This window comes from Halomonas sp. SCS19, from assembly GCF_040147015.1.
Lineage (GTDB): Bacteria > Pseudomonadota > Gammaproteobacteria > Pseudomonadales > Halomonadaceae > Halomonas > Halomonas litopenaei.
This window is the reverse complement of sequence record NZ_JAMSHN010000001.1, coordinates 2,049,616-2,075,675: the sequence shown is the minus strand read 5'-3', so window position 1 is coordinate 2,075,675 and position 26,060 is coordinate 2,049,616. Positions and strand designations below refer to the sequence as shown.

Sequence of the window (26,060 nt, the reverse complement as noted above, 5' to 3'; positions counted from 1 at the left end):
ACGGTGTGATCGAAACCAGACCGGTTCGTTATGCCACCACCTTGAAGTAGCGCATCATACCGGCATCCTCATGCTCCATGGTGTGGCAGTGGTACATGTAGAACCCCTCGAAGTCCTTGAAGGTCAGAGCGATGCGCACCCGTTCCTCCGGGAACACCAGCACCGTGTCATGCAATCCCGCGTCGATGATCCCATCGTGCAGGTCCGTCTTGCCGCCCGCCGATATCCGCTCCTGAACCAGGAATTGCAGTCCATGAACGTGCATGGGGTGCGGCATCATGGTGTTGTTGACGAACTCCCAGATCTCCGTCTGCGCCAGCCGGACGATCTCGTCATCTGCCACCGTCGCGCCCTCCATCTGCCGGCCGTTGATCGTGAACCCCTGCATCATGCGCATGCCCAGCTCGAAGCGGCGTACTGGCGTATCGGCCTGAACCGGGGAGGCCGGCAGGTCTTGAGCCAAGCGTTCCGGCAGGGTTTCCGCATCGTTCGCCCGTGCGACGACGGCGAAGGTAACTAGCGAGAGCCGCTCGCTTCCCATCATGTCGCGCATCATGCCTCGATCCATCATCTCGCCCATTCGATCACCCATCATCCCTCGATCCATCATGCCGCCCATTCGATCGCCCATCATGCCCCGGTCCATCATGTCGCCCATTCGCTCGCCCATCATGCCGAGTTGGTACTCCTCGCTCACCAGCTGTACGGACTCTCCCGGCTCGGTGTCGCCAAAATCGACCCACAGATCGATCCGTTGGGCCGGCGCCAGTGTGACCGAGCGGCGCCGCTCGGGCTTGGCGAGCAGGCCACCGTCGGTGCCGATGACGGTCACCGCCCGGCCATCGCTCCAGGCCAGCTTGTAGATGCGCGAGTTGGAGCCGTTGAGCAGGCGCAATCGATATGGCTGCGTGGACACCTCGCGTCGCGCGTCCGGGTGGCCGTTCACCAGTACCCGCTCCCCGCGAAAGCCCTGCATGCGGGTCATCATCGCCCCCATGCCACCATCGTCGATGTACTGAAGCTCATTGCCATTGCTAAAGGTGCGATCCTGCAGGATGAGGACCAGTTCCCGCTCTCCGTCGGGGAGCTCCAAGGCACGCTCGGCGTCGTCGTTGATGATCAGTGGACCGGCAAGGCCGGCGTAACTCTGAAAGCCAACCCGGCCACCATCGGGGCCGTGAGGATGGGGGTGGTACCAGTAGAGACCGGCACGATCCACGACATCGAAGGCGACCGCCATGCTCGTCGCTGGCGCGATCGGCAGGCGCGGTTGACCATCCACGTCCGGTGGTACGTGCAGACCATGCCAATGCACGGTGGTGTCTTCGGGGAGATCGTTGTCGATGCGTACCCGCAAGCGCTGACCACGACGCAGGCGAATCAATGGCCCCGTATAACTCTCACCCACGGGCGTCAGGGTATCTTCAGGCCCGACGATTCGCTCGGCCGTGTAGCGCCAGACGTCGCTCGGCGCACCGGGCAGGATAGCCACCTTGTCGGGACGGGCTCGCACACGCAGGTCGACGTCGAAGGGCCCCTCCATGGCCGTTGACGCGGACGCCGCCCGCAGAGCGGGGCGATATCTCCCGGTCCATACCCCGGCCCCCACCAGGGTCGACAACGCCGCCACACCGCCGATGCGGCGCAATACGCTACGTCGCTGCAGGTCGACATAAGCCATGATGCTCCCCCTCCTCTATGGTTGTCGGCGGCCCCGGCTCATAGCTTGGCGGCGCGTAGCCGCAGTGCGTTGGCGATGACCGAGACCGAGCTCAGGCTCATCGCGGCGGCGGCGTAGATGGGACTGAGCAGCCAGCCGGTGAACGGAAACAGCGCCCCGGCGGCCAGAGGCACCCCCAGGCTGTTGTAGACGAAGGCGAAAAACAGGTTCTGGCGGATATTGCGCATCACCCGGCGACTGAGATGCCGGGAGCGAACAATGCCGGAGAGATCCCCTCTCACCAGAGTCACCCCCGCGCTCTGGATGGCGACATCGGTCCCCGTGCCCATGGCGATACCGAGGTCAGCCTCGGCCAGGGCGGGGGCGTCATTGACGCCGTCGCCGGCCATGGCGACCACGCGCCCGGCCTCGCGATGCTCGCGCACGATACGCCCTTTATCTTCCGGCAGTACGTCCGCTTCAATTTAGTCGATACCAAGTTGGCGCGCCACGGCTTCGGCGGTGGTACGGTTGTCGCCGGTGAGCATAACCAGGCGCAGGCCATCCTCTTTGAGCGTCCGGATCGCCTGTGCGGTGGTTTCCTTGATCGGGTCCGCGACACCGATGAGTCCCATGACCTGATCATCGGCCACCAGGAACATCACGGTTTGCCCTTCGGCTTGCAGCGTCTCGGCACGCTGCGTCCATTCCCGCGCCTCCACACCACGTGTTTCGAGCAGCCGGGCATTGCCAAGCGCAAGCTCGCGTCCTTCGACCCGACCGGTGACCCCCATGCCGGTCACCGCCTCGAAATCGCTGGCATCGCTCAGCTCGACATGATGCTCTTGCGCAGCACTGACAATGGCCTCGGCCAACGGATGTTCGCTGCCTCGCTCGAGGCTGCCGGCAAGTTGCAGCAACTGCGCTTCATCACTGCCGGAAACGGGCTTGAGGGATACGACCCGGGGTTTACCCTCTGTGAGGGTGCCGGTCTTGTCGACGACCAGGGTGTCGACTTTCTCGAAACGTTCCAGTGCCTCGGCATTCTTGATCAACACGCCCGCCCGGGCCCCGCGACCGACCCCAACCTGGATCGACATCGGCGTCGCCAAGCCGAGCGCACAGGGACACGCGATGATCAGCACCGATACCGCGGCGATCACCGCGTAGGCCATCGCCGGCGGTGGCCCCCAGATCCCTCAGGCAATAAATGCCAGGATCGCCACGATAACCACCGCGGGGACGAAATAGCCGGCGACCACATCGGCAAGCCGCTGAACGGGCGGCTGCGAACGCTGCGCTTCGGCCACCATTTCCGCGATCTGCGAAAGCACCGTGTCCTCGCCGACCTTGTCGGCGCGCATGACGAAGCTGCCCTGACCACTCACGGTGCCGCCGATGACCGTGTCGCCCTCGCGCTTCTCGACGGGAAGGGACTCCCCGGTCACCATCGACTCGTCCAGCGTGCTGTGGCCTTCGAGCACCTCGCCATCGACCGGCACCTTGTCACCGGGGCGTACCCGTCGACGGTCACCGGTACACAGCTCGTCGAGCGAGACCTCCTCGTCATTGCCCTCGGCATCGATGCGTCGTGCGGTCGGCGGCGCGAGATCGAGGATCGCGCGCAGCGCACTGCCGGTCTTCTCGCGGGCGCGGGCCTCGATCACTTGACCGAGCAGGATCAGCACGACGATCACCGCCGCCGCCTCGAAATACACGCCGACCGAGCCATCGGCGTCACGGAAAGTGGCCGGGAATATCCCAGGGGCGAGCGTGGCGACGACACTGTAGCCATAGGCCGCCCCCACACCGAGGGCGATCAGCGTGAACATGCTGAGGTTGCGTGTGACGAGGGACTTCCAGCCACGCAGGAAGAATGGCCATCCGGCCCATAGCACCACGGGCGTGGCAAAGATCAGTTCGATCCAGTGACCACTGCCGGCGGGCAGCACCTCATCCACCCAAGGGCCGATACCGGGCAGCACGCTGCCCATGGCGACGAACAACACCGGCAGCGTCAGCAGGCCGCCCACCCAGAAGCGTCGGAACATCTCGAGAAACTCGAAGCTGCGTTCCTCTCCGGAAACGCGGGTGAGCTCGAGTGCCATGCCACACTTGGGGCAGTCGCCGGGCTCATCCTGCCGCACCTCCGGATGCATGGGGCAGGTATACTGGACCCTCGACGACGGTTGCGGCTTGACGGGTTCCAGCGCCATGCCGCACTTGGGACACTCCCCCGGCTCCTCGCTCTCTACGCCAGAACACATGGGGCAGAAATAATTGGCCTTGCCACTGGGCTTCGACGCAGCCGCCGAGGTGGCGGCAAGCACGGCGCCTGGATCCTCGCGAAAGTGCTCGGCGCACTGCTTGCTACAGAAATAGTAACGCTCACCGCGATGCTCGACGCTCTCCGTCGAGGCGGGATCGACGCTCATGCCACAAACGGGGTCTTTTTCCATGAAGAACCCTCCATTGTACAAAAGGTTTCTGTTGCGTGGTCGGTGGCGTTTCTCCTCGCTGATATGAACAGGTTACACCTTGCCACCGCCGCCGACCCGACTATCCCAGTGTCGCCAGCGAGGGAAACCAGTCGACCATGATGCTGGAAAGCCGCGTCATGGTGCCCGAGACGATGGCGATGCCCATCAGGATAACGATCGTGCCGGCGACTGGGCGAGCATAGGCGCTCCACCTACCCAGACTTTGCCGATGCAGGGCGAATCGATTGATCAGCAGGGTGCTGGCGAGAAAAGGCAGCGCCAGGCCCGCCGAGTAGGCGCTGAGATAGAGCATGCCGGCCTGGGCACTGGCGGCGCTGGAGGTGGCCATCAGGATGGCGCCCAGGATGGGGCCGATACAGGGCGTCCAGCCGATGGCGAAGGAGATCCCGAACACCGTCGCCGACAGCGGGGAGCCACCCTGGACGTTCGGTGTGAACTGAAGGGTGCGCTGGAACAGCGGCAACCGGAACACACCGGTCATGAACAGGCCCAGCACGATCACCGCCGAGCCGGCGACCCAGTTGAATTCCTGGCGATACCCCCGCATCAGCTGGCCGATACCACTGGCGCCGAGTCCCAACAGGATGAACACGATGCTGAAGCCGAAGACGAAGAAGGCACTGAGGATCAATGCCTCCAGGCGTCTATCGGCCTTGCCGGCACTCCCGCCCGTGACCACCGACAGGTAGGCCGGCAACAGCGGCAAGGTGCAGGGCGAGAAGAAGGAAACCAACCCGCCGGCGAAGGCGCCAATCAGACCGATAGAAGAGAGAGATTCCAAGGCGTTACGCTTCCTGGGGGGGGGCAAGGTGCTGGGCGCGAAGCAGCCTGGGGCCGGCCGCCTACTTCGGACATGGTTAGGCAGAGAATTCTAAGGGTTGCGCCTACCTCAAAGTCATCCATGAGTTAATGCCTTTTGATATAACGTAAAAGAATAGACTCCTTTCCTCGAAAGCCCTTGACCTTAAAGTTGACTTAAAGGTTATCGTGCGTAGTGCATCATCCGACACTTACCATAGATAAGGATAGTGAGATGACCCTACAGCTAGGGGAGATAGCTCCCGATTTCACGATCGAATCCACCGAAGGCACGCTTGGCTTTCATCAGTGGCTGGGCAAGGACTGGGCCGTACTGTTCTCGCACCCCGCCGATTATACGCCAGTCTGTACCACGGAACTTGGCGCGTTTGCCAGGCGAAAGGACGAGTTCGCCGCGCGTGGCGTCAAGCTGGTGGGGGTATCGGTCGACCCCCTCGCTTCTCACCACGACTGGGCGAAGGATATCGAGCAGACCCAGGGCGCGGCCCTGAACTATCCCCTACTGGCGGACGAAGACCAGGTGGTGGCGACGCTGTATGGAATGATCCACCCGAAAGCCGACCCCAAGGTGACGGTGCGTACCGTCTTCATTATCGATTCCGACAAGAAAATTCGCCTGACCTTGACCTATCCGCCCAGCACCGGGCGCAACGTCGACGAAATCCTGCGGGTCATCGACTCGCTTCAGCTAACCGACAAGCACAAGGTTGCAACGCCCGTCGACTGGCAAACCGGTGACGATGTCATCATCTTGCCATCGCTCACGGATGACGACGCCAGACAACACTTCCCCGACGGCTGGGATGCCAAGACACCCTATCTGCGGGTCGTGCGCCAACCGGACTAGTCGAAGTCACGACTCGTGACTCAGGCTGCCCGGCCCAGTCGGGCGGCTAGAAGCTCCGATTCACAGTGCGAGAGGTGAAGCCATGCAAACCCTCAGTATCGGTGAGCTTGCCGAACGTAGTGGGATCGCCAGTCAGGCGATCCGATATTACGAGAAAGAGAAGCTCATGCCCGCCCCCCCACGGACGGAAGCCAACTATCGGCGTTATCCCCTGGATGCCGTGGCCCGGTTGCAATTCATCGTCCATGCCAAGCAGTGGGGCTTTACGCTCGACGAGATCCGTGAGCTGTTGATCCTCCAGGATGCCAACGGCGACCGGGCACAGGCCAAGCGCATCGCCGGCGAGAAGCTGCACAAGATTCGCGAGCAGATCAAGCATCTCTCGCAAATCGAGGCTGTGCTGTCCAAAACGCTTGAAGAATGTACAGGCGAAGGACCGATGCAGGAAGGCTGCCCCATCGTCGACGCCATCGCCGATAGGGACGAATGAGCGGCCTCGTCGCTTCTGGCAGTGTAACGCAGGAGTCCCGAAGCGCGCACGCTGGGCTGATGAAGAACCAAGTTGGGGGAGACCGCAATGGCGGAAAACGTCGATATCGAGATTCGGGGCATGTCCTGTGCGTCCTGCGTCGGACGGGTTGAGCGGGCCCTCGGCCAGCAGCCGGGCGTGATTAACGCTCAGGTGAACCTGGCCACACAGAAGGCGGCGATCCAGATAGAGGGAGGCTCCACGACGGCCAGCCTGCTCGACGCTATCGTAACGGCGGGCTATCAGCCGGTGGTGGAGAGCCTCGAGATTCCCGTCGCCGGCATGAGCTGCGGATCCTGCGTCTCGCGGATAGAACGAGCGCTCGGCAAGCTGCCCGGCATGGTGGAGGTGAGTGTCAATCTCACCACCCAGAAGGCCTTCGTCCGTTTCCTGCCGGGGACCGTATCGCTGGCACGCATTCAGCATGCCATCCGCGAGGCGGGCTATGAACCGCAGGAAACCGAGTCGCAGCAGCAGGCGGACGACGAGGATCGCGAGGGACGACAGCTTCTCCACCGGGTCATTCTCGCGGCAGTGCTCACCATCCCGGTGGTCATCATCGCCATGGGAAAAGTGATTCCCGACTTTGATGCGCTCTTGGCGAGTCTGATGCCGCATCGCGGCTGGATGGGCGTCGAGTGGCTGCTGACCACGCCCGTGCAGTTCTATGCCGGGGCGCGCTTCTATCGCGGTGGTTATGCCGAACTTCGACATCTCAACCCGGGCATGAACAGTCTGGTCATGATCGGCTCGAGCGCCGCCTACTTCTATTCGGTCGCCGCTCTGCTGGTACCCGGCTTTTTCCCGGCTGATACCGCCGTGAGCTACTTCGAGGCGGCGGCGGTGATCGTGACGCTGATCCTGTTGGGACGCTACTTCGAGCACATCGCCAAAGGCCGTACCTCCGAGGCGATCAAGAAGCTCCTGCAGTTGCAGGCGAAAACCGCCCGCGTCATCCGCGATGGCGAAGCGGTCGAGGTGCCGATCGAGGCCGTCGTGCCCGGCGATCGCATCCTGGCCCGCCCGGGCGAGCGTATCCCGGTGGATGGCATCGTTGAAGAAGGCCATTCCTTCGTCGACGAGTCGATGATCAGTGGCGAACCGGTACCGGTTGCCAAGCAGCAGGATGCCGAAGTCGTCGGCGGCACCATCAACAAGAACGGCGCGCTTACCTTCCGCGCCACTCGGGTCGGTGCCGACACCGTGCTGTCACAGATCGTCAAGATGGTGGAAGCGGCACAGGCCGAGAAACCCCCGATCCAGCAGTTGGCCGACAAGATCGCCGGTGTCTTCGTGCCCGTGGTCATCGCCATCGCCCTGATCACCTTCGGGGTGTGGTTCGCCGTCGGGCCGGCCCCGGCGCTGTCCTTCGCCTTCGTCACCACGGTGAGTGTGCTGCTGATCGCCTGCCCCTGCGCGATGGGCCTGGCCACCCCGACTGCGATCATGGTCAGTAGCGGCAAGGGGGCCGAGATGGGGGTGCTGTTTCGCAAGGGCGCGGCGCTCGAGACGCTGGCCAAGATGGATACCGTCGTGCTGGACAAGACCGGCACCCTGACTCAGGGTCGCCCCGAGCTGACCGACTTCGAAGTGATCGAGGGGCACGAGAATGAGGTGCTGCGACTGGTCGCGGCAGTGGAAGCCCAGAGCGAGCACCCCATCGCCGATGCCATCGTGCGCGGCGCCCAGGCGCGTGGACTCGAGCTGCCGGCCGTCAGCCATTTCAGCGCCGAGCCGGGCTACGGCATCGAAGCCGACGTCGCCGGTCACCGGCTTTACGTAGGGGCCGATCGCTACATGAACCGGCTCGGGATTGGGCTCGGCAAGGCGGAAGAGCGCGCCAAGGCGCTTGCCGAGGATGCCAAGAGCCCCCTCTATGCCGCGGTGGACGGCCGACTCGCCGCGGTCATCGCGGTGGCCGATCCGCTCAAGGAGGGCTCGGCCGAAGCCATTTCAGCACTCAAGGCGCTGGGGCTGGAAGTGGCGATGCTCACCGGCGACAACCGCGCCACCGCCGACGCCATCGCCCGACAGGTCGGCATTCAGCGCGTACTCGCCGAGGTGCTGCCTGACCAGAAGGCAGACGAGATCAAGCGACTACAGGCCGAGGGCGGTAAGGTCGCCTTCGTGGGCGACGGGATCAACGATGCGCCGGCGTTGGCGCAGGCAGACGTGGGCATCGCCATCGGTACCGGGACGGATATCGCCATCGAGGCCGGTGATATCGTGCTGATGCGTGGCGACCTGCGGGGCATCGTCAATGCCGTGGCACTCTCCAAGCGCACCCACCGGACCATCATCGGGAATTTCGTCTGGGCCTATGGCTACAACGTGGCGCTGATCCCCGTGGCGGCGGGCGTGCTCTATCCGTTCATCGGCGTATTGCTCAGCCCCATGCTGGCGGCAGCCGCCATGAGCGTCTCCAGCGTCTTCGTGTTGACCAACTCGTTGCGGCTACGCCGCTTCACGCCGGATATCGATGACGCTTCGCCGGTGACGGGCGGTGAACCCCAGGCGGTTCGGGCCCGCCAAGTCTGAGTAGCAAAATTTAATAGGAGACCAAGATGATGGGAAGCGAAGCATGCACGTGGGGGATGGCAGGGATGGGGCTCATTTCCATCCTGCTGATTATCGCGCTGGTGTTTGGCGTCGCCGCGCTCGCCAAGTATCTGTTCTTCGGAAAGAAGCGTGATAGCTGACAGCCCATCGCTACAAGCAGGCACGATTCCGGGGTTGATCAGAGAGCGACAAAGAGACCGTTCATGAAGAAAATCATCTATTCCACTTATTGCCTTGTTATTGCAGGGCTGTTCGGTCTCATTACGCTCCCCGCTCTGGCGAAGGAAACGGGGGACGATTCGCTTGAAGGCCACCAGGCCATTAGTACAGCCGCTACTGGAGCCCCCCTACCCGCATCGATTACGGCATTATTGGATCAAGGACTCAAATTCCATGGAACCTTTAATGCCCCTGGAGATATACAAGGTTATGCCTTGTCCTATGATAATGAGCCCGTGGCGGCTTATATTCCCTCCACTTCCGACCACGCCATCATCGGTACCTTAATTGATCCTCAGGGCAACGCTGTAATGGAACACCAACTTCAAGCTCTGGTGCTGGAACCGATGCTGGAAGCTACCTGGAGCGCGTTCGAGGACACTCGCTTCATTCCGGAAGGACCTGATAGTGCGTCACATATCGTGTATACGCTGACCGACCCCAATTGTCCCTACTGCAATGCGCTGTGGAAGAGCTCACGGTCTCTAATCGATCAAGGTGAGCTTCAGCTTCGTCATGTGCTGGTCGGCGTTCTGTCAGAGGGCAGTCTCCGCAAGGCGGCCGCGATCCTTGAGTCGAATGCCCCAACCAAAGCCCTCGAAACCCATGAATTGAACTTCCGCAATGGCGGCATCAGTCCGGTGGTGCCGTCGGAGGAGATTCGAGCGCTTCTTAGGCGGCATGCCCAGCTCATGCGCGAGGCCGGCGCCACGGGAACGCCGACCAGCTATTACCGCGATGATGAAGGTAATGTGCAGCGCATCAATGGTGCGGTGTCGACCGACCGGCTTCGCGACATATTGGGTGTCGAATGACGCGCCATAACGGCACAGGGGTGACATGAGATGTCATCTCACACAACTGAGATGAGTATGGCAAGCACGCTCGGTGTAAAACACAGGCTCATATTGGGAGCTTCTGTGCTGATTGGCTTGGTGATCCTCTATTGGATCCTGATGGAGACCGGTGCCTTATCGACGCTCACCAATAAGCAGGTCCTGCGTGAGTGGGTTGGCCAGTTGGGGGTCTGGGGGCCATTGACCATTATCGCCATGATGATAGCGGCCATTGTCATGAGCCCGATACCCAGTGGGCCGATAGCCATAGTGGCCGGTGCGATCTACGGCCCTCTATGGGGGACGGCGTATGTGGTCATCGGTGCCGAGGCCGGCGCGTTGCTCGCTTTCGGCATCGCTCGCCTGCTCGGCTATGAGGTGATCCATCGCTGGTCGCGTACTCGCCCCATCCTCGACTGGCTGGGCAGAGAACGCTCTCAGACGGGGTTGATGCTCGTCGTATTCGCATCGCGATTGGTGCCATTCATTTCGTTTGATGCCGTCAGCTACGCGGCAGGCCTGACACCGCTGGCCTTCTGGCGTTTCTTGATTGCCACGCTGGCTGGCGTACTTCCGACGGCGTACTTGATCGTCATGTTCGGGGAGATACTCATAGCTACCGACTCCCACGGCCTCGCGGTCGCGTTGATTCTGATCAGTGGCATCACGCTCCTGCCGATCCTGGCAAAACTCGTCTGGGCTCGGAATACATGAACCATGACAGCTGACATCCTGTGAGACGCATACGTGAAACGGCGACTGTTACTGCTTATTCCTCTGTTGGTTTTCCTGGGACTGGGGTTCTTCCTCTATCGTGGTTTGGAAATGAATCCTTTCGCTCGCGATTCGGCTCTACTGGCCAAGCATTTCCCACCCTTTACCCTGACAACTCTGGAAGCCCCCTCACGCCGTGTTGACGAGTCCCTCCTCAAGGGTGAGGTCACGCTGGTCAATGTCTGGGCGGAGTGGTGTCCAACCTGTAAGGAAGAGATGCCCCAGTTGCTGACACTGGCCGAACGTGGTGTGCGCTTGATTGGCATCAACTACAAGGACACCCGTGCCAAGGGGCTGGAGTTTCTTGACCATTTTGGACGACCTTTCGAAGTCAATATTTTTGATCCGGATGGCGATCTTGGGTTCGAGCTAGGTGTCTATGGTGTGCCAGAGACTTTCCTCGTCGATACCGAGGGCATTATCCGCTATAAGCATACGGGCTATATCACTCCCGAGGATGTTGAGAAAGTTATTCAGGAGATAGAAAAATGGCAGCAATGAGTCATCGAGCGTGCTGAAAGTTACTTTTATTGATAACGCGGCCGGTAACGGTCAGATAAGGAAGGCTTATGCTGCAATATCCTCAGATTGATCCCGTGGCCATTTCTCTGGGGCCAGTACAGATTCACTGGTACGGCCTGATGTACGTAGTCGGGCTGGTCGCCGCCTGGTGGCTGGGGCGTCGTCGTGCCCACCGCCTGGACCTGAATCACGATGATATCGGCGATCTGATCTTTTACGGTGCCATGGGGATCATCCTCGGTGGTCGTCTGGGCTATGCGCTGTTCTACGGGCTCGAGCAACTGCTGGCCAACCCACTGTGGCTCTTCAGAATCTGGGACGGCGGCATGAGCTTTCATGGCGGCCTGGCCGGTGTGTTGCTCGCGGCATGGCTGTTTGCCCGCAAGCACCGCCTGGCCTTCTTTCAGTTGACCGATTTCATCGCCCCGCTAGTGCCGATCGGCCTGGGTGCCGGGCGCCTCGGCAACTTCATCAATCACGAGTTGCCGGGAAGGGTCAGCGATATCCCTTGGGCGATGGTCTTCCCTCCCATGATGGGGCTGGGGCCGGAGCCGCGCCACCCTTCAGCGCTCTACGAGTTCGCCCTGGAAGGGGTAGTACTGTTTGCCGTGCTGTGGTGGTTGTCGCGCCGACCGCGCCAGCGAGGGCTCATCTCGGGGTTGTTCCTGGTGCTTTATGGCACCTTCCGCTTCGGCGTGGAGTTCGTGCGCCTGCCCGACCCCCAACTGGGGTTCATCGCCTTCGGCTGGCTGACCATGGGGCAACTGTTGACCTTACCGATGCTCATTGCGGGGCTGGCCCTGGTCATCTGGTCGAGGCGTCAGCCAGTGGATAGGGCGAAGGCGGCGGCGACCTCATGAACACGGCCTTCGCTTTTCTACTGGTGCTGCTGTTCGTCGCTACACCCGTAGCGGCCCGTGGAGAGTTTCCCGTGGGCGGTGGCAAAGGCTCCACCTTCAGTAACTCGGCTCAACGGGAATTCCTGCCGGCCGATGAAGCCTTCCGGGCTAGCGCCTGGCGAGACGATGAACGGCTCTATGTCGGCTTCCTCAATGCCGAGGACTATTACCTCCATCGCCACCAATTCGCCCTGGACAGCCGCGACGCGGACGTCAGCTTCGGTGAGCTGGCAATTCCCCCCGGCGAACCCATGGTGCACGCGTCTCTGGGGGAGATCGAGGTGTTCTATGACCAGGTGGTATTTAGTGCGCCCATCGAGGCGAGCGATGCCGCTACCGGGCCGCTGGCCATCACGGTGACCTTTCAGGGCTGCTCCGATCGGGGACTTTGCTATCCACCCGAGCAGGTCGAGCTCGACGCGCTTCACGGGTCGCCTCCGGCAGCCTTCGATTCTCCTCCTCGTGGTACTGGGGATAGCGAAAATAGAGCGCCTTGAATGGATCCCACCGGCCTGAGCCTACCGCCATTGGCGGCGGCTTTCGTCTTCGGCCTGCTCGGAGGGGCGCACTGCATCGGCATGTGTGGCGGGATCATGAGTGCCCTGACCTTTGCCGTGCCCCCCAGCATGCGGCAGCCGAGCCGCCTGGCGGGCCTCCTGCTCGGCTACAACCTGGGCCGCATCACCAGCTACATGCTCGCCGGTGCCCTGGTGGCGCTGCTCGGTTCCGTGCTCAACCATGCCCTGGACGGCATCGCCATGGTGCTGCGTATCCTGGCGGCGGTCATGCTGATTCTGATGGCGCTGTATATCGCCAACTGGTGGAAGGGGTTGCTACGTGTCGAAGCCCTGGGTCGCTCGCTGTGGCGGCGTATCGAACCGCTTGGTCGAGGCTTGATGCCCGTCGTGAAGGTGCCCCAGGCCTTCGCGCTGGGCTCGATCTGGGGCTGGATGCCCTGCGGGCTGATCTATTCAATGCTGGCCTGGAGTCTGGCCGTGGCCGAGCCGCTACGCGCCGCGACGATGATGGGGGCCTTCGGGCTCGGCACCCTGCCCGTCGTCCTGGCGACCGGTATGGCAGCCCGCCGCGTCTCGCTATGGATTCGCCATCCAGCGACCCGCACGCTGGCGGCGTTGCTGATCATAGCGTTTGCCGTCTGGCAACTCTGGCATCTGCACTCCATGACCGGCATGGACGATATGGCCAGCATGGCGCCGTCGCATCACTGATGGCCAATGCGCGGACCATCCGTGACGATGGCCGGTTGCTCCGATCCCAGCGATTCGATCAGTTGCTTCAGGCTAGGGGCCTCGGGACCATCATCGTGGCCGATGCTATCCAGCCATCGCGCTATCGCCTGAAGTTCTTGAATCCTCATGCAAATGTGGCGCCCTTGTTCAGCCAGCGGCGTGTGCCTATCAACAACCGGAGGGCTGTCTTGGTCCGCCCAGGTCAATATCTGCTTGATTTCTGGGAGGCCGACTCCCAACGAGCGAAGGCAATCAATGAGGCGCAGGCGACCCAGTGCCTCCTCGTCATAGAGTTGATAGCCGTTGCGCGGGTCCCGTTGCGGTCGTAACAACCCCTCACGTGTGTAGTGACGTACCGTTTCCGCAGTGACCCCACCAGCCCGAGCCAGTTCAGTGACTCGCATTGCCTTTTCCTTACCTACTCAGTTTCAGTCAGCCTACAACCGTGAGGCCGCCCAAAGGTCAAGGCCTGGTTATAGCGCTCAATGGGTGGCCGCCCGCATGACGCGGAAACGCCAAAAAATAAGGGCTTGACCTTGAAGTAGGCTTCAAGGATACCTTTCCAAGAAGCAGCGCTGCTGCAGGGTGGAAATCAAAGCCAAGCCGTGCCATCAGCCTTGCTGGTGGAAAGGTGAGTCCCAAGAAGATCGAGGAGAGTGTCATGCGGAAACGTCACACTGCAGTCCTGACTGTCGCTATCATCGCCACCAGTGCCTTCGGGACCGGCTCGCTCCTTGCACAGGAAGATCCGCAGCAGGAGCCAATGGAGGGCAAGGGCATGCATGGGGACATGATGCAAGAAGGTGGCATGATGGGGATGATGAGTGACATGAATACCATGATGGAAAAATGCAATGCCATGATGGATAAAATGCAACAGGGTCATGAAACCGACAGTAACGCCTGACGTGAGATCGCCAGGGGCTGCTCCGCAGAGGAGCAGCCATTTACATTTTAGTGGAGCGAGGGGAGAACAGCATTTGCGTAAATGCATCTATGCTCCATTAGCCATTCTCTGGCTGGTGGCAAGTGCTTCGTCCTTTGCTCATTCCCTTGAAGATGCCGAGGCAGAGTTGCAAGAGCGGGAACGCTACGCCCAGTTTGTCGACCAGCCGGCCCCGACTTTTTCCCTGGCCGGTGTTGAGGGCAACATCGTGGCATCTTCCGACCTGGAAGGTCGCGTCGTGGTGCTCAATTTTATCTACACCCGCTGCCAGGAAGCCTGCCCGGTGCACATGAACCTGATTGCCGAGGTGCAAGAGCGAGTCAACGATACCGGCCTACGAGATGATGTTGAATTTATCACCATCGCTACCGACAGCGAGGACTTTGCCGGCACGCACAACAACATGCGGGCCTACGGTGAAAATTTCGATCTGGACCCCGCCAACTGGCGGTTTCTTTATCGAAGCGAAAATGAGTTTGTCGACACCACACGCCAGGTCGCGGAAGCCTACGGTCTGAAATTCGACGATGTGGCCGAGGGCGTCCAGGCGCATGGCGTTGTGACTCATGTCATCGACCAATCAGGACGGATACGGGCCCGCTTTCATGGGCTCAAATTCGATCCGGAGCACCTAGTTTCCTATGTAAAGGTGTTGGCAGAAGGACCAGAGACATTATCCACCGGTGTGTGGGATCGCATTCGCCATACTGTCGTCAACACCTTCGATTAATGCCGCGAGAGTATAGCCGGCCTCGCTGCCGAACGTTCTCGTGAACTCTATGGAGCCTTAGCGTATGAAACACTGGAAAGCGCTGACCATCGCTTCTCTATTGACCTTCCCCCTGACAGGGTTGGCAGCCGAGACGTCGGCAACCCTCTACAAGAACCCCAACTGTGGCTGTTGCGCCGAATATGCCAAGTATCTCGAACGAAACGGGTTCGAAGTGGAGACAATCGATACTCACGATCTCGCGAAGATGAAAGCCGAACACGATGTTTCCGAGAAACTGCAGGGTTGCCATACCACGCTCATCGACAACTATGTCTTCGAGGGCCACGTACCCGTGGAAAGCGTCACCCAGGTACTCGAAGAGAAACCTTTCATCAAAGGCCTGAGCGTACCCGGAATGCCACTTGGCTCACCGGGGATGTCGGGCGAGAAACAGGGCCCACTGGAGGTTTACACCCTGGCCTTTCAGCCGACCGATACCCCTGAAGTTTACGCCACCCACTGAAGGTGAGCCTTGGTGATGAGACAACTGATCGGGACCAGTTGGGTAGCGGTGGCATTGTGGGGAATGATCACTTCTTTGGCCGTCGCCGAACCACCCAAACGTGTGGGGCCGAATGGGTTTCTTCTCTGGGAAAGCCCACGCGAGGTGTCGGAAATCAGCTTCGAGGCTGGCGACGGTACTCCGCTGACGCTGACCACCTTCGGAGGAAAGCTGATCCTGCTCAACATCTGGGCGACATGGTGTGGCCCTTGCCGCGAGGAAATGCCCACCCTGGATGCCCTCCAGGCTGAATTGGGTGGGACAGATTTCGAGGTCGTCGCACTCTCGATCGATCGCAAAGGCATCGAGGTCGTCAACGAATTCTATCAGGAGGTGGGGATCGAGCATCTAGCTCCCTACGTCGATCCAACCGGCATGGCCAGCGCGAACCTCAGTGCCGTGGGTATTCCCACGACGCTTCTGCTCGACCGCCAGGGCAGGGAGATCGGACGCCTGGTCGGGGAGGCCGAGTGGGATACCCCTGAAATGATCGACTTTCTTGCCGAAACCATAGAAACCACCCAGGAGGACGCGCCATGAGTTGCTGTGACGACAAGCCCCAAAAGGGCCAAGAGAAAGCCGGACTGAAAGGCCTGGTAACAGGCCCACGCCGCTGGATGCTGCTGGGCGCTGTGGCGGTGGCTGGTGGTCTTGCCATGGGCTGGGATCAGTTGGTCCTGCTTGGGCTCGCGCCTCTCTTGGTGAGCCTCTTGCCTTGCCTTGTCATGTGCGGATTAGGACTGTGCATGATGAAATGCAAGGACAAGACAAACAAGTCGACCGACCAGGACGAAGTCACTGATACACAAGCCGGGGTGGAAGCCTCTACCGCGGTACCCACGGAGACGACATCCGCCAATCGCCAAGCGGCGAATCACCAGGTGCCGTCCGAGCGGCCCATATCCAAGCTCCAAGCCTAGCCGCGGGATAGGGGAGGATGCTGGAGCTTGCCAATATCGGCCTGGCGACGGCCTTTCTGGCGGGCCTGATCTCGTTCGCTTCGCCCTGTGTCTTACCGCTCGTGCCTGGCTATCTCTCCTTCGTCGCCGGGCGCTCGCTGGGGCAGATACGGGAAGCGGATCGACGGGAGCGACTCCGGGTGTTAACCCAGTCGATCTGGTTCGTGCTCGGGTTCACCACGATATTCCTGATGCTGGGCGCCAGTGCCACGGCCATCGGGCGTCTGCTGCTGATCTATCGCCAGGAGGCGAACCTGGTCGGCAGTCTCATCGTCATCCTGTTCGGTGCCTTCATGACCGGGCTCATTCCGCTGCACTGGTTACAGCGGGAATGGCGGTTGATCGGCCGCCTCAAGGAAGCGGGCGGGGGGCCTGGTGCGGCCTACCTCCTAGGTGTGGCGTTCGCCTTCGGCTGGACCCCCTGCATCGGCCCGATCCTGGGCGCCATTCTGACCGTCAGCGCCTCGACGGCCAATGCCTCGAGCGGAATGGCGTTGCTCGGCATCTATTCGCTGGGCCTGGGGGTGCCCTTTCTGTTGACGGCGGTGTCGCTCGATCGCTTCCTGCACCACCAGCCATTCCTGCGCCGCTGGGGCCGAGTCATGCATCTGGCGGCCGGGCTGATCATGATCCTGATGGGCATCTTGATGATCACCGGCAAACTGACCGAGCTGTCCTATTGGTTATTGCGCACCTTTCCGGCGCTAGGCAGCATCGGCTAGCCATTATTCGAGGAAATATTGCAATGAACAAAATCACGGGTCGCTTCTGGCGTGCCCTGTCACTGACGAGCTGGGTCATGGCCAGTCTGAGCTTCGTCAGTATGGCCGGGGCCGCCGAGGAGGCATTGCCGTCGCTGAGTTATGACCAAACAGGCGAACGGCTGCTCAAAGTACAGGCCAACCAGCTTTTCGAAAGCACGGATGGCGGGGCGGCCTGGACGATGATTCCCTTGCCCGACGAAGTAGCGGAGGGACGGTTGGTAACGGTATCGGAACCGGCAACAGCCGAACAGGCCCTCTATATCGCCGGCCCCTCGATCGGGGTGCAGCGCAGCACCGATCATGGAGAAACCTGGCAGGAACTCAACGATGGCTTGCCTAACCAGGACGTTACCGCCTTGGACGTGCACCGCCATCAGCCCGAGACACTCTATGTGGTGATTGCCGACGACGGCCTCTACCAGAGTGAGGATGCCGGCACGACCTGGAAGAAGATGGATAGCGGTCCTGCCCAACCCGTTCGCCGGCTCATCCACTCCGATATGGAGGGGAGCATGCAGACTGGCTGGCTCTATGCGGTGTCCGACGATGCGGTTCGCCTGTCGATGGATTGCTTCTGCGGCTGGCGACCGACCGGGGAGCTCGATGCCGGCAGAGTCTATGATCTGGCCTACAAGCTCGACGATCCCGAACACGTCTATGTGGCCACGGAGCAAGGCCTGTGGCGCAGCGACAATGGCGGCCAGGAGTGGCAGCAAGTAAAGGGTGATGGCCCGACGTTCGTCACGCTTACGCTTGCGCCGCAGGGAACGCTCTATGCCCTGGATCGCGAGGGGGAGCTCATGCGCAGCGAAGATCAGGGCCAAACCTGGACACCCCCCGATGCGTAAGCTCTGGATCCTCGTCACAACGTGGCTGCTGATGAGTGCCGCCGGGCAGGCCATGGCGGGGGGTGGCCCCTCTTCGCGCGATACCTCTCGGCTGGAAGAGGGAGAAAGGATCTACCAGCAGTACTGTGCCAGCTGCCACGGCAGCGAGGGCGAGGGCCAGCCGAACTGGGAGCACCAGAATGCCCAGGGCGAATTGCCCGCTCCCCCTCACGGGCCGGAGGGGCATACCTGGAAACACTCCGATGCGATGCTCTACCGGATCATCGCCGAGGGATGGCGCGACCCCTGGAACAAGACCGAGCGACTGACGATGCCGGCCTTCGAGAATGTCCTGACCCCCGCCGAGATCCGCTCCGTGGTGAACTATCTCAAGACGTTATGGACGCCGGAGCAACGACGTCATCAGGCGGAAGAAAGCGAGGGAGCCCCATTTCCGTCGCAGAGTGAGTAGCTGTGGGGCTAGGGAAGCGCTGCGTAAACACCTCCGCAGCTGACGGAGAGTCAACCGCAGGGTAAAACCTGGCTTTCTTGCCACTGTCTGACCAAAGCCAACCGATGAAGCAGATTTCTGTCGCTCAGGCTCAGCAACAGAACAAGAAGAAGGTTCCCCGCAGCGAACGGTGTCTGGGAAGCCTTGAACAGGACATCATGCACGCCCCCAAGGTCAGTAGCGGCATTTTCACCACTACGCTGCTGACATTACTCTCAATACCAGCCCAGAGGTGGTGGACATTTCATCGCACGCACGAAGCCCCCTGCGAGAGCGTCACCTTGAGCTGATTGTGGTAGGTTTGCATTTGCTCTCAGCTAGGACTGTCTCTCTCCTACCAGATGGGGAGTAAGATGGGTAGGAACAAATAAAAAACTATGCACAAAATAAAACTAACCAACTGTTTTATAAATAAAAAATACATCAAATTACATCTTCAGATTCAGAATATTGAGTGAGGGCCTCTGTATCCGCCAAGGCCAGCCGAGCATTCAGCACAGAAGACGCCTTGACCCTGGTTAGCGCATCCACTTGACTGTGAATCAAGTGAATTGGGAGTTCCCGGTCGGCGCTACAGCCTCGGTGGTTTCACTGGGACTTTTCGCTTTTTGTATCCACCGTTTTTCCAAGTCGATCAGTGTGGGTAGGGGCGACTTGGCTCAACCGTGTTCCAGCGGTTTTTGGAGAACCGGATGGTCATGGTTCGATGATCCGACAGGGTGATGATGCCAAGACACCAGGCACGATGACGCAGCGACCTTTACAAGCCATCCGGCTCAACGGCAGATCACCCCAGATGCTCGATCAACTCGCCGATCAATTCGCGGTGCTCGCCGTGCCAGTGGTAGGCCACATAGGCCTTTAGCTCGATGACGGGCGCGTCCTTGACCACGAACAGCCGCTGCCGGTCACACCAAGGGGCGACGATGTCCTGGGGCAGGTAGGCGGCGCCGCCACACTCGAGCAGCAGCCCGAGGGCGATGCGGCCGCTGTTGACCCTGCCTCGCGCCAGTTGGCGCTGCGGAAAGCTGCTCTCGTGGATGCTGGCAAACGCCGTGCCCCACTCGACTCGGATGTAGCCTTCGCCCACCGCCTGCTCGGCGCTTCTATCCGGCTGGTTTGAGACCATCACCAGCGGGATGGTCGCCACCTCCTCGACCCCTACGCCACTGATGCGCGGGGTGTCGTAGAGGAAGCCGACGTCGACCATGTTGCGCTCCAGCTTCTCGACCACCCGCAGCGGGGTGCTTTCTTCGGCACGAACGCCCAGGGTCGGGTAGGCGCGATAGATGGTGGCGAGCCAGTCCTGCAGGAAGATATCCCAGAGGCTGGCGACCCCCGCCACCACCAGACGCCGCTGGTGCCGCTCGCTCAGGGCGGTGTCCTCGTAGGCTCTTTCCCAGGCGTCGAGCAGAAAGCGGGCGTGACGCTCCATGCGCTCCCCGGCCGGGGTCAAACCGATGTGGTGATGGCCGCGGCTGAACAGCGACAACCCCAGCTGCGCCTCGAGTTGACGAATGCGTGCGCTGACCGTCGAGGGCGAGACACAGAGGCTCTCTGCGGCCTTGCCGAAATTGCGCAGCCGGCTGACCTCGAGAAAGGTCTTCAGCAGTTGGGTATCCACGGCTCACCTATGCGGTTTTTTTGTTCAGGAAGCGCAAAAAATTTTGTTTTTCAGGATACCCGCATTTCTCTAGGCTTGCCCGACCCCTTACTTCTGCCCACCTGAGGTTCCGCCATGGCGTCTTCCCCCAAGCGTTATCTGCACTTCCTGCGCTGGGGACGCGGCCTCGACCGCCGCACCCTGTCGGCGGACATGATGGCGGGCCTTACCGGCGCCATCCTGGTACTGCCACAGGGCGTGGCCTATGCCTTCATCGCCGGGCTGCCACCGGAGGTCGGGCTCTACACGGCGATCGTCGCGGCCACGGTGGCGGCGCTGTTCGGCAGTTCCTGGCACATGATCTCAGGCCCCACTGCGGCGCTCTCCATCGTGCTGGCCAGCGTGATCGGCGGCCTCGGCACGCTGACACCCGACCAATACCTGGGAGCGGCGCTGACCATCACGCTCCTGGTCGGACTGATCCAGCTGGCCATGGGGCTCTTGCGCCTCGGCAATCTGGTGAGTTTCATCTCTCACACGGTGGTCATCGGCTTCACCTCTGGTGCGGCCATCCTGATCGCCACCAGTCAGATGGAGCACCTGCTTGGCGTGTCCATCGACGCTCAGGGATTCCTGGCCGAGCTGTCAGCGCTGTTCCGGGCGCTGCCGGATATCAACCTCTACGCATTGGCCATCGGGCTGATCTCGCTGATCACCTCGCTGGTAGCACGACGCCTCCATCGTCGTAGTCCTCACCTGCTGCTGGGGCTGGCCGCCGGCAGCCTGGCCTGCTGGTGGATCGATGGCGCCGCCCACGGTGTGGCGCTGGTCGGCGCCCTGCCCGGGACCCTGCCACCCGTTACGCTGCCCGAACTGACGCCGGACAGCCTGCGTGTGCTGACCTCCGGCGCCTTCGCCATCGCCCTGCTGGGGCTGATCGAAGCGGTATCCATCGCCCGCGCCATTGCCCTGCGCTCGCGTCAGGTGATCGACGGCAATCAGGAATTCATCGGCCAGGGTGTGTCCAATATCGTGGGGGGCTTCTTCTCCTGCTACGCCAGTTCGGGCTCGTTTACCCGCTCCGGTGCCAACTATGACGCAGGCGCCCGCACCCCGCTGGCCTCGGTGTTCGCCGCCCTGCTGCTGTCGCTGATCCTGATCTTCGCCCCGGGGATCACCGCTTATCTGCCGCTACCCGCCATGGCTGGAGGCATCCTGCTGATCGCCTGGAACCTGATCGACATCCCGCACATCGTCCATCTGGTACGCGTCAGTCGCCACGAGGCGATGGTGCTGGTCGCCACCGTCTCCGCTACCCTGCTGGTGGCACTGGAGTTCGCCATCTATATCGGCGTGCTGCTGTCACTGGTGCTCTATCTAAAGCGCACCTCGCGTCCCACCGTCCTTGAAGTGGCGCCGCGCCAAGATCATCCCCGGCGACTCATCCGCAACGTCAGACGCTATCAGCTCGAGCAGTGCCCACAGCTCAAGATTCTGCGCATCGACGGCTCGCTGTTCTTCGGCGCCACCGACCACGTACAACGTCGTCTTCGCGCCTTCACCGCAGAGCCGGGCTCCCGTGCGCTGATCATCGGCAAGGGCATCAACTTCATCGATACGGCGGGCGTGGAGATGCTGCTGCAGGAGGTCCGTCGCCTGACGGACCAGGGGGGCGAGCTGATGATCAGCTCGCTCAAGGGCTCGGTGATGGATGAGCTACGCCGTCGCGGTGATCTGAAGAGAATCGGCGAGGCTCGCTTCTTCGAGACCACCGAGGCGGCCATCACCTCCATTACCCCGGCGCTGGATCCAGACGTCTGCCAGGGCTGCGCCAAACGCGTCTTCGGCGAGTGCGCGTCGAAGCCATCGCCTGAACTCGGTGTCCTGGCAAGCCAGGTCTGACCAGCGGCGCCCGGAATGGGCAATTCGGGGGGCCGCTATATTCAGGCTCCGAGGACGTCCTTCAGCGCCGCCAGACAGGCGTCCACTTCGAATGGGGTGTTGTAGTGGGCCAATGACACCCGAGTAACCGAGGGCAGGCCCAGGGGGCGCAGGATATTGCCGGAATAGGCGTCATCCTTGCGGGCGTGGACGCGAATGCCACGCTTGCCGAGCTCGGCGACGATCTCCAGTGCGTCTTGGTCCTTCACGCAGAACGAAACCGCGCCTTCCCGCCAGGGCGAATCCGCCTCGCCGATCAGGGTCACGCCGGGCAGGTCCCTGAGTCCGGTGACACCATCGGCTCCGTCGATCAGCCGACGCATCAGCGCGGCCTCCTGGTCATGCATGGCCTGGCCGGCGGCCAGCAGGCGCTGACGGCGGTCGCTTTCGTCGGTGAAGTGTCCTCCCAGCCACTCGAGGTAGCGGACCATCTCGTGGGCGCCGGCCCAGGCGGCAGGATCGCGGCTACCCAGCTCCCAGGCGTCGTCCGGCTTGCCCGCCAGGCGGTCGTGATCGGCGCAACTGAGTCGCGGCGAGACCCAGGCGTAGCCGTCGTTGAACGGGCAGAACACCTTGTACAGCGACACCGCGTAGGCATCGACGCCGTAGTGCGATACCGCCAACGCACCATGGGGGGCATGCTGGATGCCGTCGACGATGATGTAGCAGTCCGGTGCGATGTCGCGAATCGACTCGGCGATGGCGGCCACGTCCTGGGTCATGCCGGTCACCGGGCTGGTGTGCAAAATGGTGGCCACACGGGTCTCCGGCGTCACGACGCGGGCATAGTCCTCGGCGGTGGCGCGCCCCTGATGCGGATCGAAGGGCACCGTCAGCCGCTGCCTGCCGGTGCGCCTCGCCCACTGCGCGGTGGCATCAAAGGTGGCAGGATGCTCGAGCTCACAAGCAACGATGTCGCCCCCCGCTGGCGCGGCATTGGCGGCGGCGCGAATCACCCGGAACAGGCACTCGGTGCCGGTCTCGCCGCCAAACACAATGCCATCCTCTACCCCCAGCAGGCTGGCCATGGCGTGGCGGCCGTCATCGACCATGCGCGAAATAGCCCAGGAAGCGTCATTGTCGCGATGCTCGTTGTCCGGCAGTGCGGCGACCTCGGCCATGCGTGCCACCACGGCCTTGAGCGTCAGGGATCCGCCGGCGTTTTCGAAGAATATCCGGGGGCCGGTGTAGGGGCAGCGGTCGACGTGGTGAAAGCGAGCGCGCACCTGACTCATCAGGGCGTCGTCAAATACCGCCACGCTGGCCTTGATGGAAGGCTTCAATGTCTGCATCTGATCGTTCCTTGGTGGCAGCGGAACAGCAAACCTCACCCCCAGCCGGGCGCCAGAACGAGGCAAGGGACGCTACCCGATCCTTCCTGGTTCGTCCGGAGTTATCGAGAAGCTTGCTCATAGTAGTACGCCCTGGCTGACCGGATGGCAAAAATGCAGCACACTGGGCGCCTGAACTTTGGTCGATCCAACGTTACCGTTCGAGTGACATCGTGATAATCTGTCCCTTGAACGACGGCCGTAAGTTGACGCTATTTCACCTTTCACAATGCTCAACCATCCCGGTGATTTTCCCCTGATGATGGGCGAGCCTTCTGGCGAGACAATGCCATGACGAGTGACGCCACCTCCGCTGCACCATCCAAGCCGGAAGCCCTGGCCGAAGAGCTCGTCTATGATCGCATCGTCGACGCCCTGATCGACAAGCGTCTGCGTCCTGGCGAGCGTTTGAACGAAGCCAAGCTTGCCAGCGCCTTCAAGACGCCGCGTAGCCGGGTACGTCGCGCACTGAACCGGCTGACGGCGGAGCGTCTGGTACGCTTCGAGATGCACCGGGGCGCCTTCGTCTCGCTGCCATCGGTGAAGGAAGCCTACGATATCTTCGAGACGCGGCTGCATATCGAGGGCGCGGTGGCGCGGATCGCCTGCGAGCGTATCGACGCCGAAGGTATCGCCACGCTACGTCGCCACCTGGCGCTGGAACATCAGGTCTTCGAGGAGCACCAGCCCAGCGTCAATCGCATCTCCGGCGACTTTCACCTGATGCTGGCGGAGCTGACCGGCAACGACGAGCTGATCGCCATCGTGCGTCCGATCATCCGACGCTTCTGCATCATCCAGTCACTCTACGAACGCCCCACCGGTGTGCTGTGCCTGACCCACGAGCACCAGACCCTGGTCGACCTGATCGAAAAGCGCGACGCCGAGGGCGCCGCCGCGTCGATGATGGAGCACTGTCGCCACATCTTCTACAGCCTGGACCTGTCCGAGCGCCGCCGCGCCGAGGCCAACATCTACGATATCGACATCGACGATCTGCTCGGCTAAAGGGCCGGCCAGACCGAAAAACCCGCGTAAGCAGGAGACAAGGCCGGCCCTGAGCCTGGGACATGCGCAGCAGAAAAGGGGCCAGAAGCCCCTTTTGTGCATTTCCACGACGTCATTGCCAGCTTCTGGCCCACGCCATCAGAGTGCGGCGTCCAGCGCCTCGATCAGTCGGTCCACCTCGGCCTCGGTGTTGTAGTGCACCATGGATACCCGCACCACGCCCTGGATGTCCATCAGACCGAGGTCCTCGGTCAGGCGACGGGCGTAGAAGTCGCCGTAGCGGATTCCTACCTTGGCCTCGTCGATCTTTCGCACGATCTCGTCAGACTGATGCCCTTCCACGGTAAAACTGATGGTCGCGACGCGATGTTCGATATCGGCATCCCGCCTTCCGATGATGCGAACGCCTTCTTTTCCAGCGAGATAATCGAGCAGTTTCTTGCTCAATATCGCTTCATGCTTGGCGATGGCATCGAAGGCTGTTTCCAGCTTTTTCCGCTTGTCACCTTCACCATTATTGCCCGTCAGCGAGGTCAGGTAATCCAGGATACCGGTGGCGGCGTAGGTCAGCTCGTAGTTGGGATTTCCCGGTTCCATCTTTCCTGGAATCTGCTCACGCGTAAAGAAGTGATGGTAGATATTATCCAGCTCCAGCAGGCATTCCTTTTTCACATAGAGCACCGCGTGATGGGGACCGAATACCTTGTACAGACTGAAGCCATAGTAGTCGACATCCCAGTCCTGGACGTCGATGGCTCGGTGCGGGGCGAAGGCCACCCCATCGACACAGATGCGAGCGCCGGCGTCGTGGGCCATGGCAGCGATCCGCTTGATCGGATTGATGGTGCCGAGCAGGTTGGAGACGTGGGTCACGCAGACCAGACGAGTGCGCTCGTTGAGCAGTTCCGCCAGGGTGTCCAGCTCCAGCTCCAGAGTCTCGGGATTGCAGTTCCAGAAGCGCAGCTTGACGCCGCGCTGCTCTAGGCGCATCCAGGGGCCGACGTGGCTCTCGTGGTCGGTGTTGGTGACGATGATCTCGTCGCCCGGCGCAAACTGGCTGGCCATGGCGTCGGCCAGCAGGCGGAACTGGATGGTCGAACTGGGACCGAACACCAGCTCTTCCACGTGGCGTGCATTGACCAGCGTCGCCACCGCCTGACGGCCGGCGTCGACCTTGGCCTTGGAATTCTGGCTGGGGGCGTAGCTCGCGCCGAGCTGCACGTTGTCGCCCAGCAGATAGTCGCTGATGCGTTCCACCACCATCTTCGGCACCTGGGCGCCGCCGGCGTTGTCCATGAACACCCAGTCGCTTTCAAGCGAGGGAAACTGGGCTCTGACGTGTGTCAGATCAAGGCGAGCGTCTGAGGATGAATCGAGTGACATGGGAAGTCCTTGAATAGGGGTCGAGAGGCGATACATGGACGTCGAGAGGCAAGGCTGGGGCGAAACAAGCGCCGAGCCAGCCGTCGAACAGGCGCCAC

The 26,060-nt window shown here is 61.6% G+C and carries 26 protein-coding genes and 1 pseudogene; 20 read left to right on the top strand and 7 right to left on the bottom strand.

Features of this window, described 5'->3' with window-relative positions; genetic code table 11:
• Positions 1 to 28 precede the first annotated feature (28 nt).
• From NFH97_RS09010 to NFH97_RS09000, 3 genes and pseudogenes are all read right to left on the bottom strand, one after another.
• The gene (locus NFH97_RS09010; protein ID WP_035470148.1) at positions 29 to 1,681 is read right to left on the bottom strand and encodes a multicopper oxidase family protein; all 1,653 of its coding nucleotides are present in this window, start codon (positions 1,679 to 1,681) and stop codon (positions 29 to 31) included.
• A 38-nt stretch (positions 1,682 to 1,719) separates the two neighbouring features.
• Positions 1,720 to 4,119 (bottom strand): annotated as a pseudogene (locus tag NFH97_RS09005) (heavy metal translocating P-type ATPase).
• A 100-nt stretch (positions 4,120 to 4,219) separates the two neighbouring features.
• Complete coding sequence (locus NFH97_RS09000) at positions 4,220 to 4,942, bottom strand: cytochrome c biogenesis CcdA family protein (protein WP_124804560.1); 723 nt, start codon at positions 4,940 to 4,942, stop codon at positions 4,220 to 4,222.
• A 252-nt stretch (positions 4,943 to 5,194) separates the two neighbouring features.
• On the opposite strand from NFH97_RS09000, the gene NFH97_RS08995 reads away from it, so the two are divergent.
• From NFH97_RS08995 to NFH97_RS08950, 10 genes are all read left to right on the top strand, one after another.
• Entirely contained in the window at positions 5,195 to 5,827 is a 633-nt protein-coding gene (locus tag NFH97_RS08995; RefSeq protein ID WP_045991690.1) for a peroxiredoxin, read from the top strand.
• An 82-nt stretch (positions 5,828 to 5,909) separates the two neighbouring features.
• Complete coding sequence (locus NFH97_RS08990; protein ID WP_045991689.1) at positions 5,910 to 6,317, top strand: heavy metal-responsive transcriptional regulator; 408 nt, start codon at positions 5,910 to 5,912, stop codon at positions 6,315 to 6,317.
• Between the two features lie 87 nt (positions 6,318 to 6,404).
• Positions 6,405 to 8,894, top strand: coding sequence for a heavy metal translocating P-type ATPase (locus NFH97_RS08985; protein WP_349624705.1), 2,490 nt, complete (start codon positions 6,405 to 6,407; stop codon positions 8,892 to 8,894).
• Between the two features lie 26 nt (positions 8,895 to 8,920).
• Positions 8,921 to 9,055 (top strand): hypothetical protein, encoded by a 135-nt coding sequence (locus NFH97_RS08980; protein ID WP_275886765.1) that lies wholly within the window; start codon positions 8,921 to 8,923, stop codon positions 9,053 to 9,055.
• 63 nt (positions 9,056 to 9,118) lie between these two features.
• Complete coding sequence (dsbG, locus tag NFH97_RS08975; protein WP_349624704.1) at positions 9,119 to 9,949, top strand: thiol:disulfide interchange protein DsbG; 831 nt, start codon at positions 9,119 to 9,121, stop codon at positions 9,947 to 9,949.
• Positions 9,950 to 10,054: 105 nt separating this feature from the next.
• On the top strand, positions 10,055 to 10,684 hold the full coding sequence (locus NFH97_RS08970) for a TVP38/TMEM64 family protein (protein WP_349624703.1): 630 nt from the start codon (positions 10,055 to 10,057) through the stop codon (positions 10,682 to 10,684).
• 33 nt (positions 10,685 to 10,717) lie between these two features.
• Entirely contained in the window at positions 10,718 to 11,245 is a 528-nt protein-coding gene (locus tag NFH97_RS08965) for a DsbE family thiol:disulfide interchange protein (protein ID WP_035414173.1), read from the top strand.
• Positions 11,246 to 11,313: 68 nt separating this feature from the next.
• Positions 11,314 to 12,126, top strand: a complete 813-nt coding sequence (gene lgt, locus NFH97_RS08960; RefSeq protein ID WP_035414172.1) for a prolipoprotein diacylglyceryl transferase — start codon at positions 11,314 to 11,316, stop codon at positions 12,124 to 12,126.
• The gene (locus NFH97_RS08955) at positions 12,123 to 12,662 is read left to right on the top strand and encodes a protein-disulfide reductase DsbD domain-containing protein (protein ID WP_035470142.1); all 540 of its coding nucleotides are present in this window, start codon (positions 12,123 to 12,125) and stop codon (positions 12,660 to 12,662) included. The genes lgt and NFH97_RS08955 overlap by 4 nt, the downstream gene beginning before the upstream one ends.
• Complete coding sequence (locus NFH97_RS08950) at positions 12,663 to 13,394, top strand: sulfite exporter TauE/SafE family protein (RefSeq protein ID WP_035470139.1); 732 nt, start codon at positions 12,663 to 12,665, stop codon at positions 13,392 to 13,394. It abuts the gene before it with no gap.
• On the opposite strand, the gene NFH97_RS08945 is transcribed toward NFH97_RS08950, so the two are convergent.
• Positions 13,388 to 13,819 (bottom strand): MerR family transcriptional regulator, encoded by a 432-nt coding sequence (locus NFH97_RS08945; RefSeq protein ID WP_081919054.1) that lies wholly within the window; start codon positions 13,817 to 13,819, stop codon positions 13,388 to 13,390. The two genes, NFH97_RS08950 and NFH97_RS08945, sit on opposite strands and share 7 nt — an antisense overlap.
• Positions 13,820 to 14,076: 257 nt before the next feature.
• On the opposite strand from NFH97_RS08945, the gene NFH97_RS08940 reads away from it, so the two are divergent.
• The 8 genes from NFH97_RS08940 (at position 14,077) to NFH97_RS08905 (ending at position 18,657) form a co-directional block, all read left to right on the top strand.
• A complete protein-coding gene (locus tag NFH97_RS08940; RefSeq protein WP_035414167.1) occupies positions 14,077 to 14,322 on the top strand; it encodes a hypothetical protein in 246 nt (81 codons plus the stop codon).
• A 73-nt stretch (positions 14,323 to 14,395) separates the two neighbouring features.
• Positions 14,396 to 15,091, top strand: a complete 696-nt coding sequence (locus NFH97_RS08935; protein WP_231498566.1) for an SCO family protein — start codon at positions 14,396 to 14,398, stop codon at positions 15,089 to 15,091.
• 64 nt (positions 15,092 to 15,155) lie between these two features.
• Positions 15,156 to 15,596, top strand: a complete 441-nt coding sequence (locus NFH97_RS08930) for a DUF411 domain-containing protein (RefSeq protein ID WP_035414165.1) — start codon at positions 15,156 to 15,158, stop codon at positions 15,594 to 15,596.
• A gap of 15 nt (positions 15,597 to 15,611) precedes the next feature.
• The gene (locus NFH97_RS08925) at positions 15,612 to 16,175 is read left to right on the top strand and encodes a TlpA family protein disulfide reductase (RefSeq protein ID WP_071211088.1); all 564 of its coding nucleotides are present in this window, start codon (positions 15,612 to 15,614) and stop codon (positions 16,173 to 16,175) included.
• The gene (locus NFH97_RS08920; RefSeq protein ID WP_035414162.1) at positions 16,172 to 16,555 is read left to right on the top strand and encodes a hypothetical protein; all 384 of its coding nucleotides are present in this window, start codon (positions 16,172 to 16,174) and stop codon (positions 16,553 to 16,555) included. The genes NFH97_RS08925 and NFH97_RS08920 overlap by 4 nt, the downstream gene beginning before the upstream one ends.
• Before the next feature lie 17 nt (positions 16,556 to 16,572).
• Complete coding sequence (locus NFH97_RS08915; RefSeq protein ID WP_181248616.1) at positions 16,573 to 17,316, top strand: cytochrome c biogenesis CcdA family protein; 744 nt, start codon at positions 16,573 to 16,575, stop codon at positions 17,314 to 17,316.
• Between the two features lie 23 nt (positions 17,317 to 17,339).
• Complete coding sequence (locus NFH97_RS08910; protein ID WP_035470136.1) at positions 17,340 to 18,206, top strand: WD40/YVTN/BNR-like repeat-containing protein; 867 nt, start codon at positions 17,340 to 17,342, stop codon at positions 18,204 to 18,206.
• Positions 18,207 to 18,237: 31 nt separating this feature from the next.
• Positions 18,238 to 18,657, top strand: a complete 420-nt coding sequence (locus NFH97_RS08905) for a c-type cytochrome (protein ID WP_231498565.1) — start codon at positions 18,238 to 18,240, stop codon at positions 18,655 to 18,657.
• An 826-nt stretch (positions 18,658 to 19,483) separates the two neighbouring features.
• Here the strand turns inward: NFH97_RS08905 and NFH97_RS08900 are convergent.
• Complete coding sequence (locus tag NFH97_RS08900) at positions 19,484 to 20,320, bottom strand: LysR family transcriptional regulator (protein ID WP_349623077.1); 837 nt, start codon at positions 20,318 to 20,320, stop codon at positions 19,484 to 19,486.
• Positions 20,321 to 20,434: 114 nt separating this feature from the next.
• On the opposite strand from NFH97_RS08900, the gene NFH97_RS08895 reads away from it, so the two are divergent.
• Complete coding sequence (locus NFH97_RS08895) at positions 20,435 to 22,201, top strand: SulP family inorganic anion transporter (RefSeq protein WP_349624702.1); 1,767 nt, start codon at positions 20,435 to 20,437, stop codon at positions 22,199 to 22,201.
• A 41-nt stretch (positions 22,202 to 22,242) separates the two neighbouring features.
• Here the strand turns inward: NFH97_RS08895 and NFH97_RS08890 are convergent, their stop codons facing one another.
• Complete coding sequence (locus NFH97_RS08890; RefSeq protein ID WP_349624701.1) at positions 22,243 to 23,532, bottom strand: aminotransferase class V-fold PLP-dependent enzyme; 1,290 nt, start codon at positions 23,530 to 23,532, stop codon at positions 22,243 to 22,245.
• Between the two features lie 330 nt (positions 23,533 to 23,862).
• On the opposite strand from NFH97_RS08890, the gene NFH97_RS08885 reads away from it, so the two are divergent.
• Positions 23,863 to 24,579: a GntR family transcriptional regulator gene (locus NFH97_RS08885; protein ID WP_349624700.1), complete on the top strand. Its 717-nt coding sequence runs from the start codon at positions 23,863 to 23,865 to the stop codon at positions 24,577 to 24,579.
• Between the two features lie 138 nt (positions 24,580 to 24,717).
• Here the strand turns inward: NFH97_RS08885 and NFH97_RS08880 are convergent, their stop codons facing one another.
• The gene (locus NFH97_RS08880; protein WP_349624699.1) at positions 24,718 to 25,962 is read right to left on the bottom strand and encodes a cysteine desulfurase-like protein; all 1,245 of its coding nucleotides are present in this window, start codon (positions 25,960 to 25,962) and stop codon (positions 24,718 to 24,720) included.
• Positions 25,963 to 26,060 lie beyond the last annotated feature (98 nt).

What these genes read in the sequence shown, in the direction of transcription:
- NFH97_RS09010 (WP_035470148.1), bottom strand. Translation starts at nt 1,681, where the DNA reads ATGGCTTATGTCGACCTGCAGCGACGTAGCGTATTGCGCCGCATCGGC.
- NFH97_RS08995 (WP_045991690.1), top strand. Translation starts at nt 5,195, where the DNA reads ATGACCCTACAGCTAGGGGAGATAGCTCCCGATTTCACGATCGAATCC.
- NFH97_RS08990 (WP_045991689.1), top strand. Translation starts at nt 5,910, where the DNA reads ATGCAAACCCTCAGTATCGGTGAGCTTGCCGAACGTAGTGGGATCGCC.
- NFH97_RS08985 (WP_349624705.1), top strand. Translation starts at nt 6,405, where the DNA reads ATGGCGGAAAACGTCGATATCGAGATTCGGGGCATGTCCTGTGCGTCC.
- NFH97_RS08980 (WP_275886765.1), top strand. Translation starts at nt 8,921, where the DNA reads ATGATGGGAAGCGAAGCATGCACGTGGGGGATGGCAGGGATGGGGCTC.
- dsbG (WP_349624704.1), top strand. Translation starts at nt 9,119, where the DNA reads ATGAAGAAAATCATCTATTCCACTTATTGCCTTGTTATTGCAGGGCTG.
- lgt (WP_035414172.1), top strand. Translation starts at nt 11,314, where the DNA reads ATGCTGCAATATCCTCAGATTGATCCCGTGGCCATTTCTCTGGGGCCA.
- NFH97_RS08955 (WP_035470142.1), top strand. Translation starts at nt 12,123, where the DNA reads ATGAACACGGCCTTCGCTTTTCTACTGGTGCTGCTGTTCGTCGCTACA.
- NFH97_RS08950 (WP_035470139.1), top strand. Translation starts at nt 12,663, where the DNA reads ATGGATCCCACCGGCCTGAGCCTACCGCCATTGGCGGCGGCTTTCGTC.
- NFH97_RS08945 (WP_081919054.1), bottom strand. Translation starts at nt 13,819, where the DNA reads ATGCGAGTCACTGAACTGGCTCGGGCTGGTGGGGTCACTGCGGAAACG.
- NFH97_RS08940 (WP_035414167.1), top strand. Translation starts at nt 14,077, where the DNA reads ATGCGGAAACGTCACACTGCAGTCCTGACTGTCGCTATCATCGCCACC.
- NFH97_RS08930 (WP_035414165.1), top strand. Translation starts at nt 15,156, where the DNA reads ATGAAACACTGGAAAGCGCTGACCATCGCTTCTCTATTGACCTTCCCC.
- NFH97_RS08925 (WP_071211088.1), top strand. Translation starts at nt 15,612, where the DNA reads ATGAGACAACTGATCGGGACCAGTTGGGTAGCGGTGGCATTGTGGGGA.
- NFH97_RS08920 (WP_035414162.1), top strand. Translation starts at nt 16,172, where the DNA reads ATGAGTTGCTGTGACGACAAGCCCCAAAAGGGCCAAGAGAAAGCCGGA.
- NFH97_RS08915 (WP_181248616.1), top strand. Translation starts at nt 16,573, where the DNA reads ATGCTGGAGCTTGCCAATATCGGCCTGGCGACGGCCTTTCTGGCGGGC.
- NFH97_RS08910 (WP_035470136.1), top strand. Translation starts at nt 17,340, where the DNA reads ATGAACAAAATCACGGGTCGCTTCTGGCGTGCCCTGTCACTGACGAGC.
- NFH97_RS08905 (WP_231498565.1), top strand. Translation starts at nt 18,238, where the DNA reads ATGAGTGCCGCCGGGCAGGCCATGGCGGGGGGTGGCCCCTCTTCGCGC.
- NFH97_RS08895 (WP_349624702.1), top strand. Translation starts at nt 20,435, where the DNA reads ATGGCGTCTTCCCCCAAGCGTTATCTGCACTTCCTGCGCTGGGGACGC.
- NFH97_RS08890 (WP_349624701.1), bottom strand. Translation starts at nt 23,532, where the DNA reads ATGCAGACATTGAAGCCTTCCATCAAGGCCAGCGTGGCGGTATTTGAC.
- NFH97_RS08885 (WP_349624700.1), top strand. Translation starts at nt 23,863, where the DNA reads ATGACGAGTGACGCCACCTCCGCTGCACCATCCAAGCCGGAAGCCCTG.
- NFH97_RS08880 (WP_349624699.1), bottom strand. Translation starts at nt 25,962, where the DNA reads ATGTCACTCGATTCATCCTCAGACGCTCGCCTTGATCTGACACACGTC.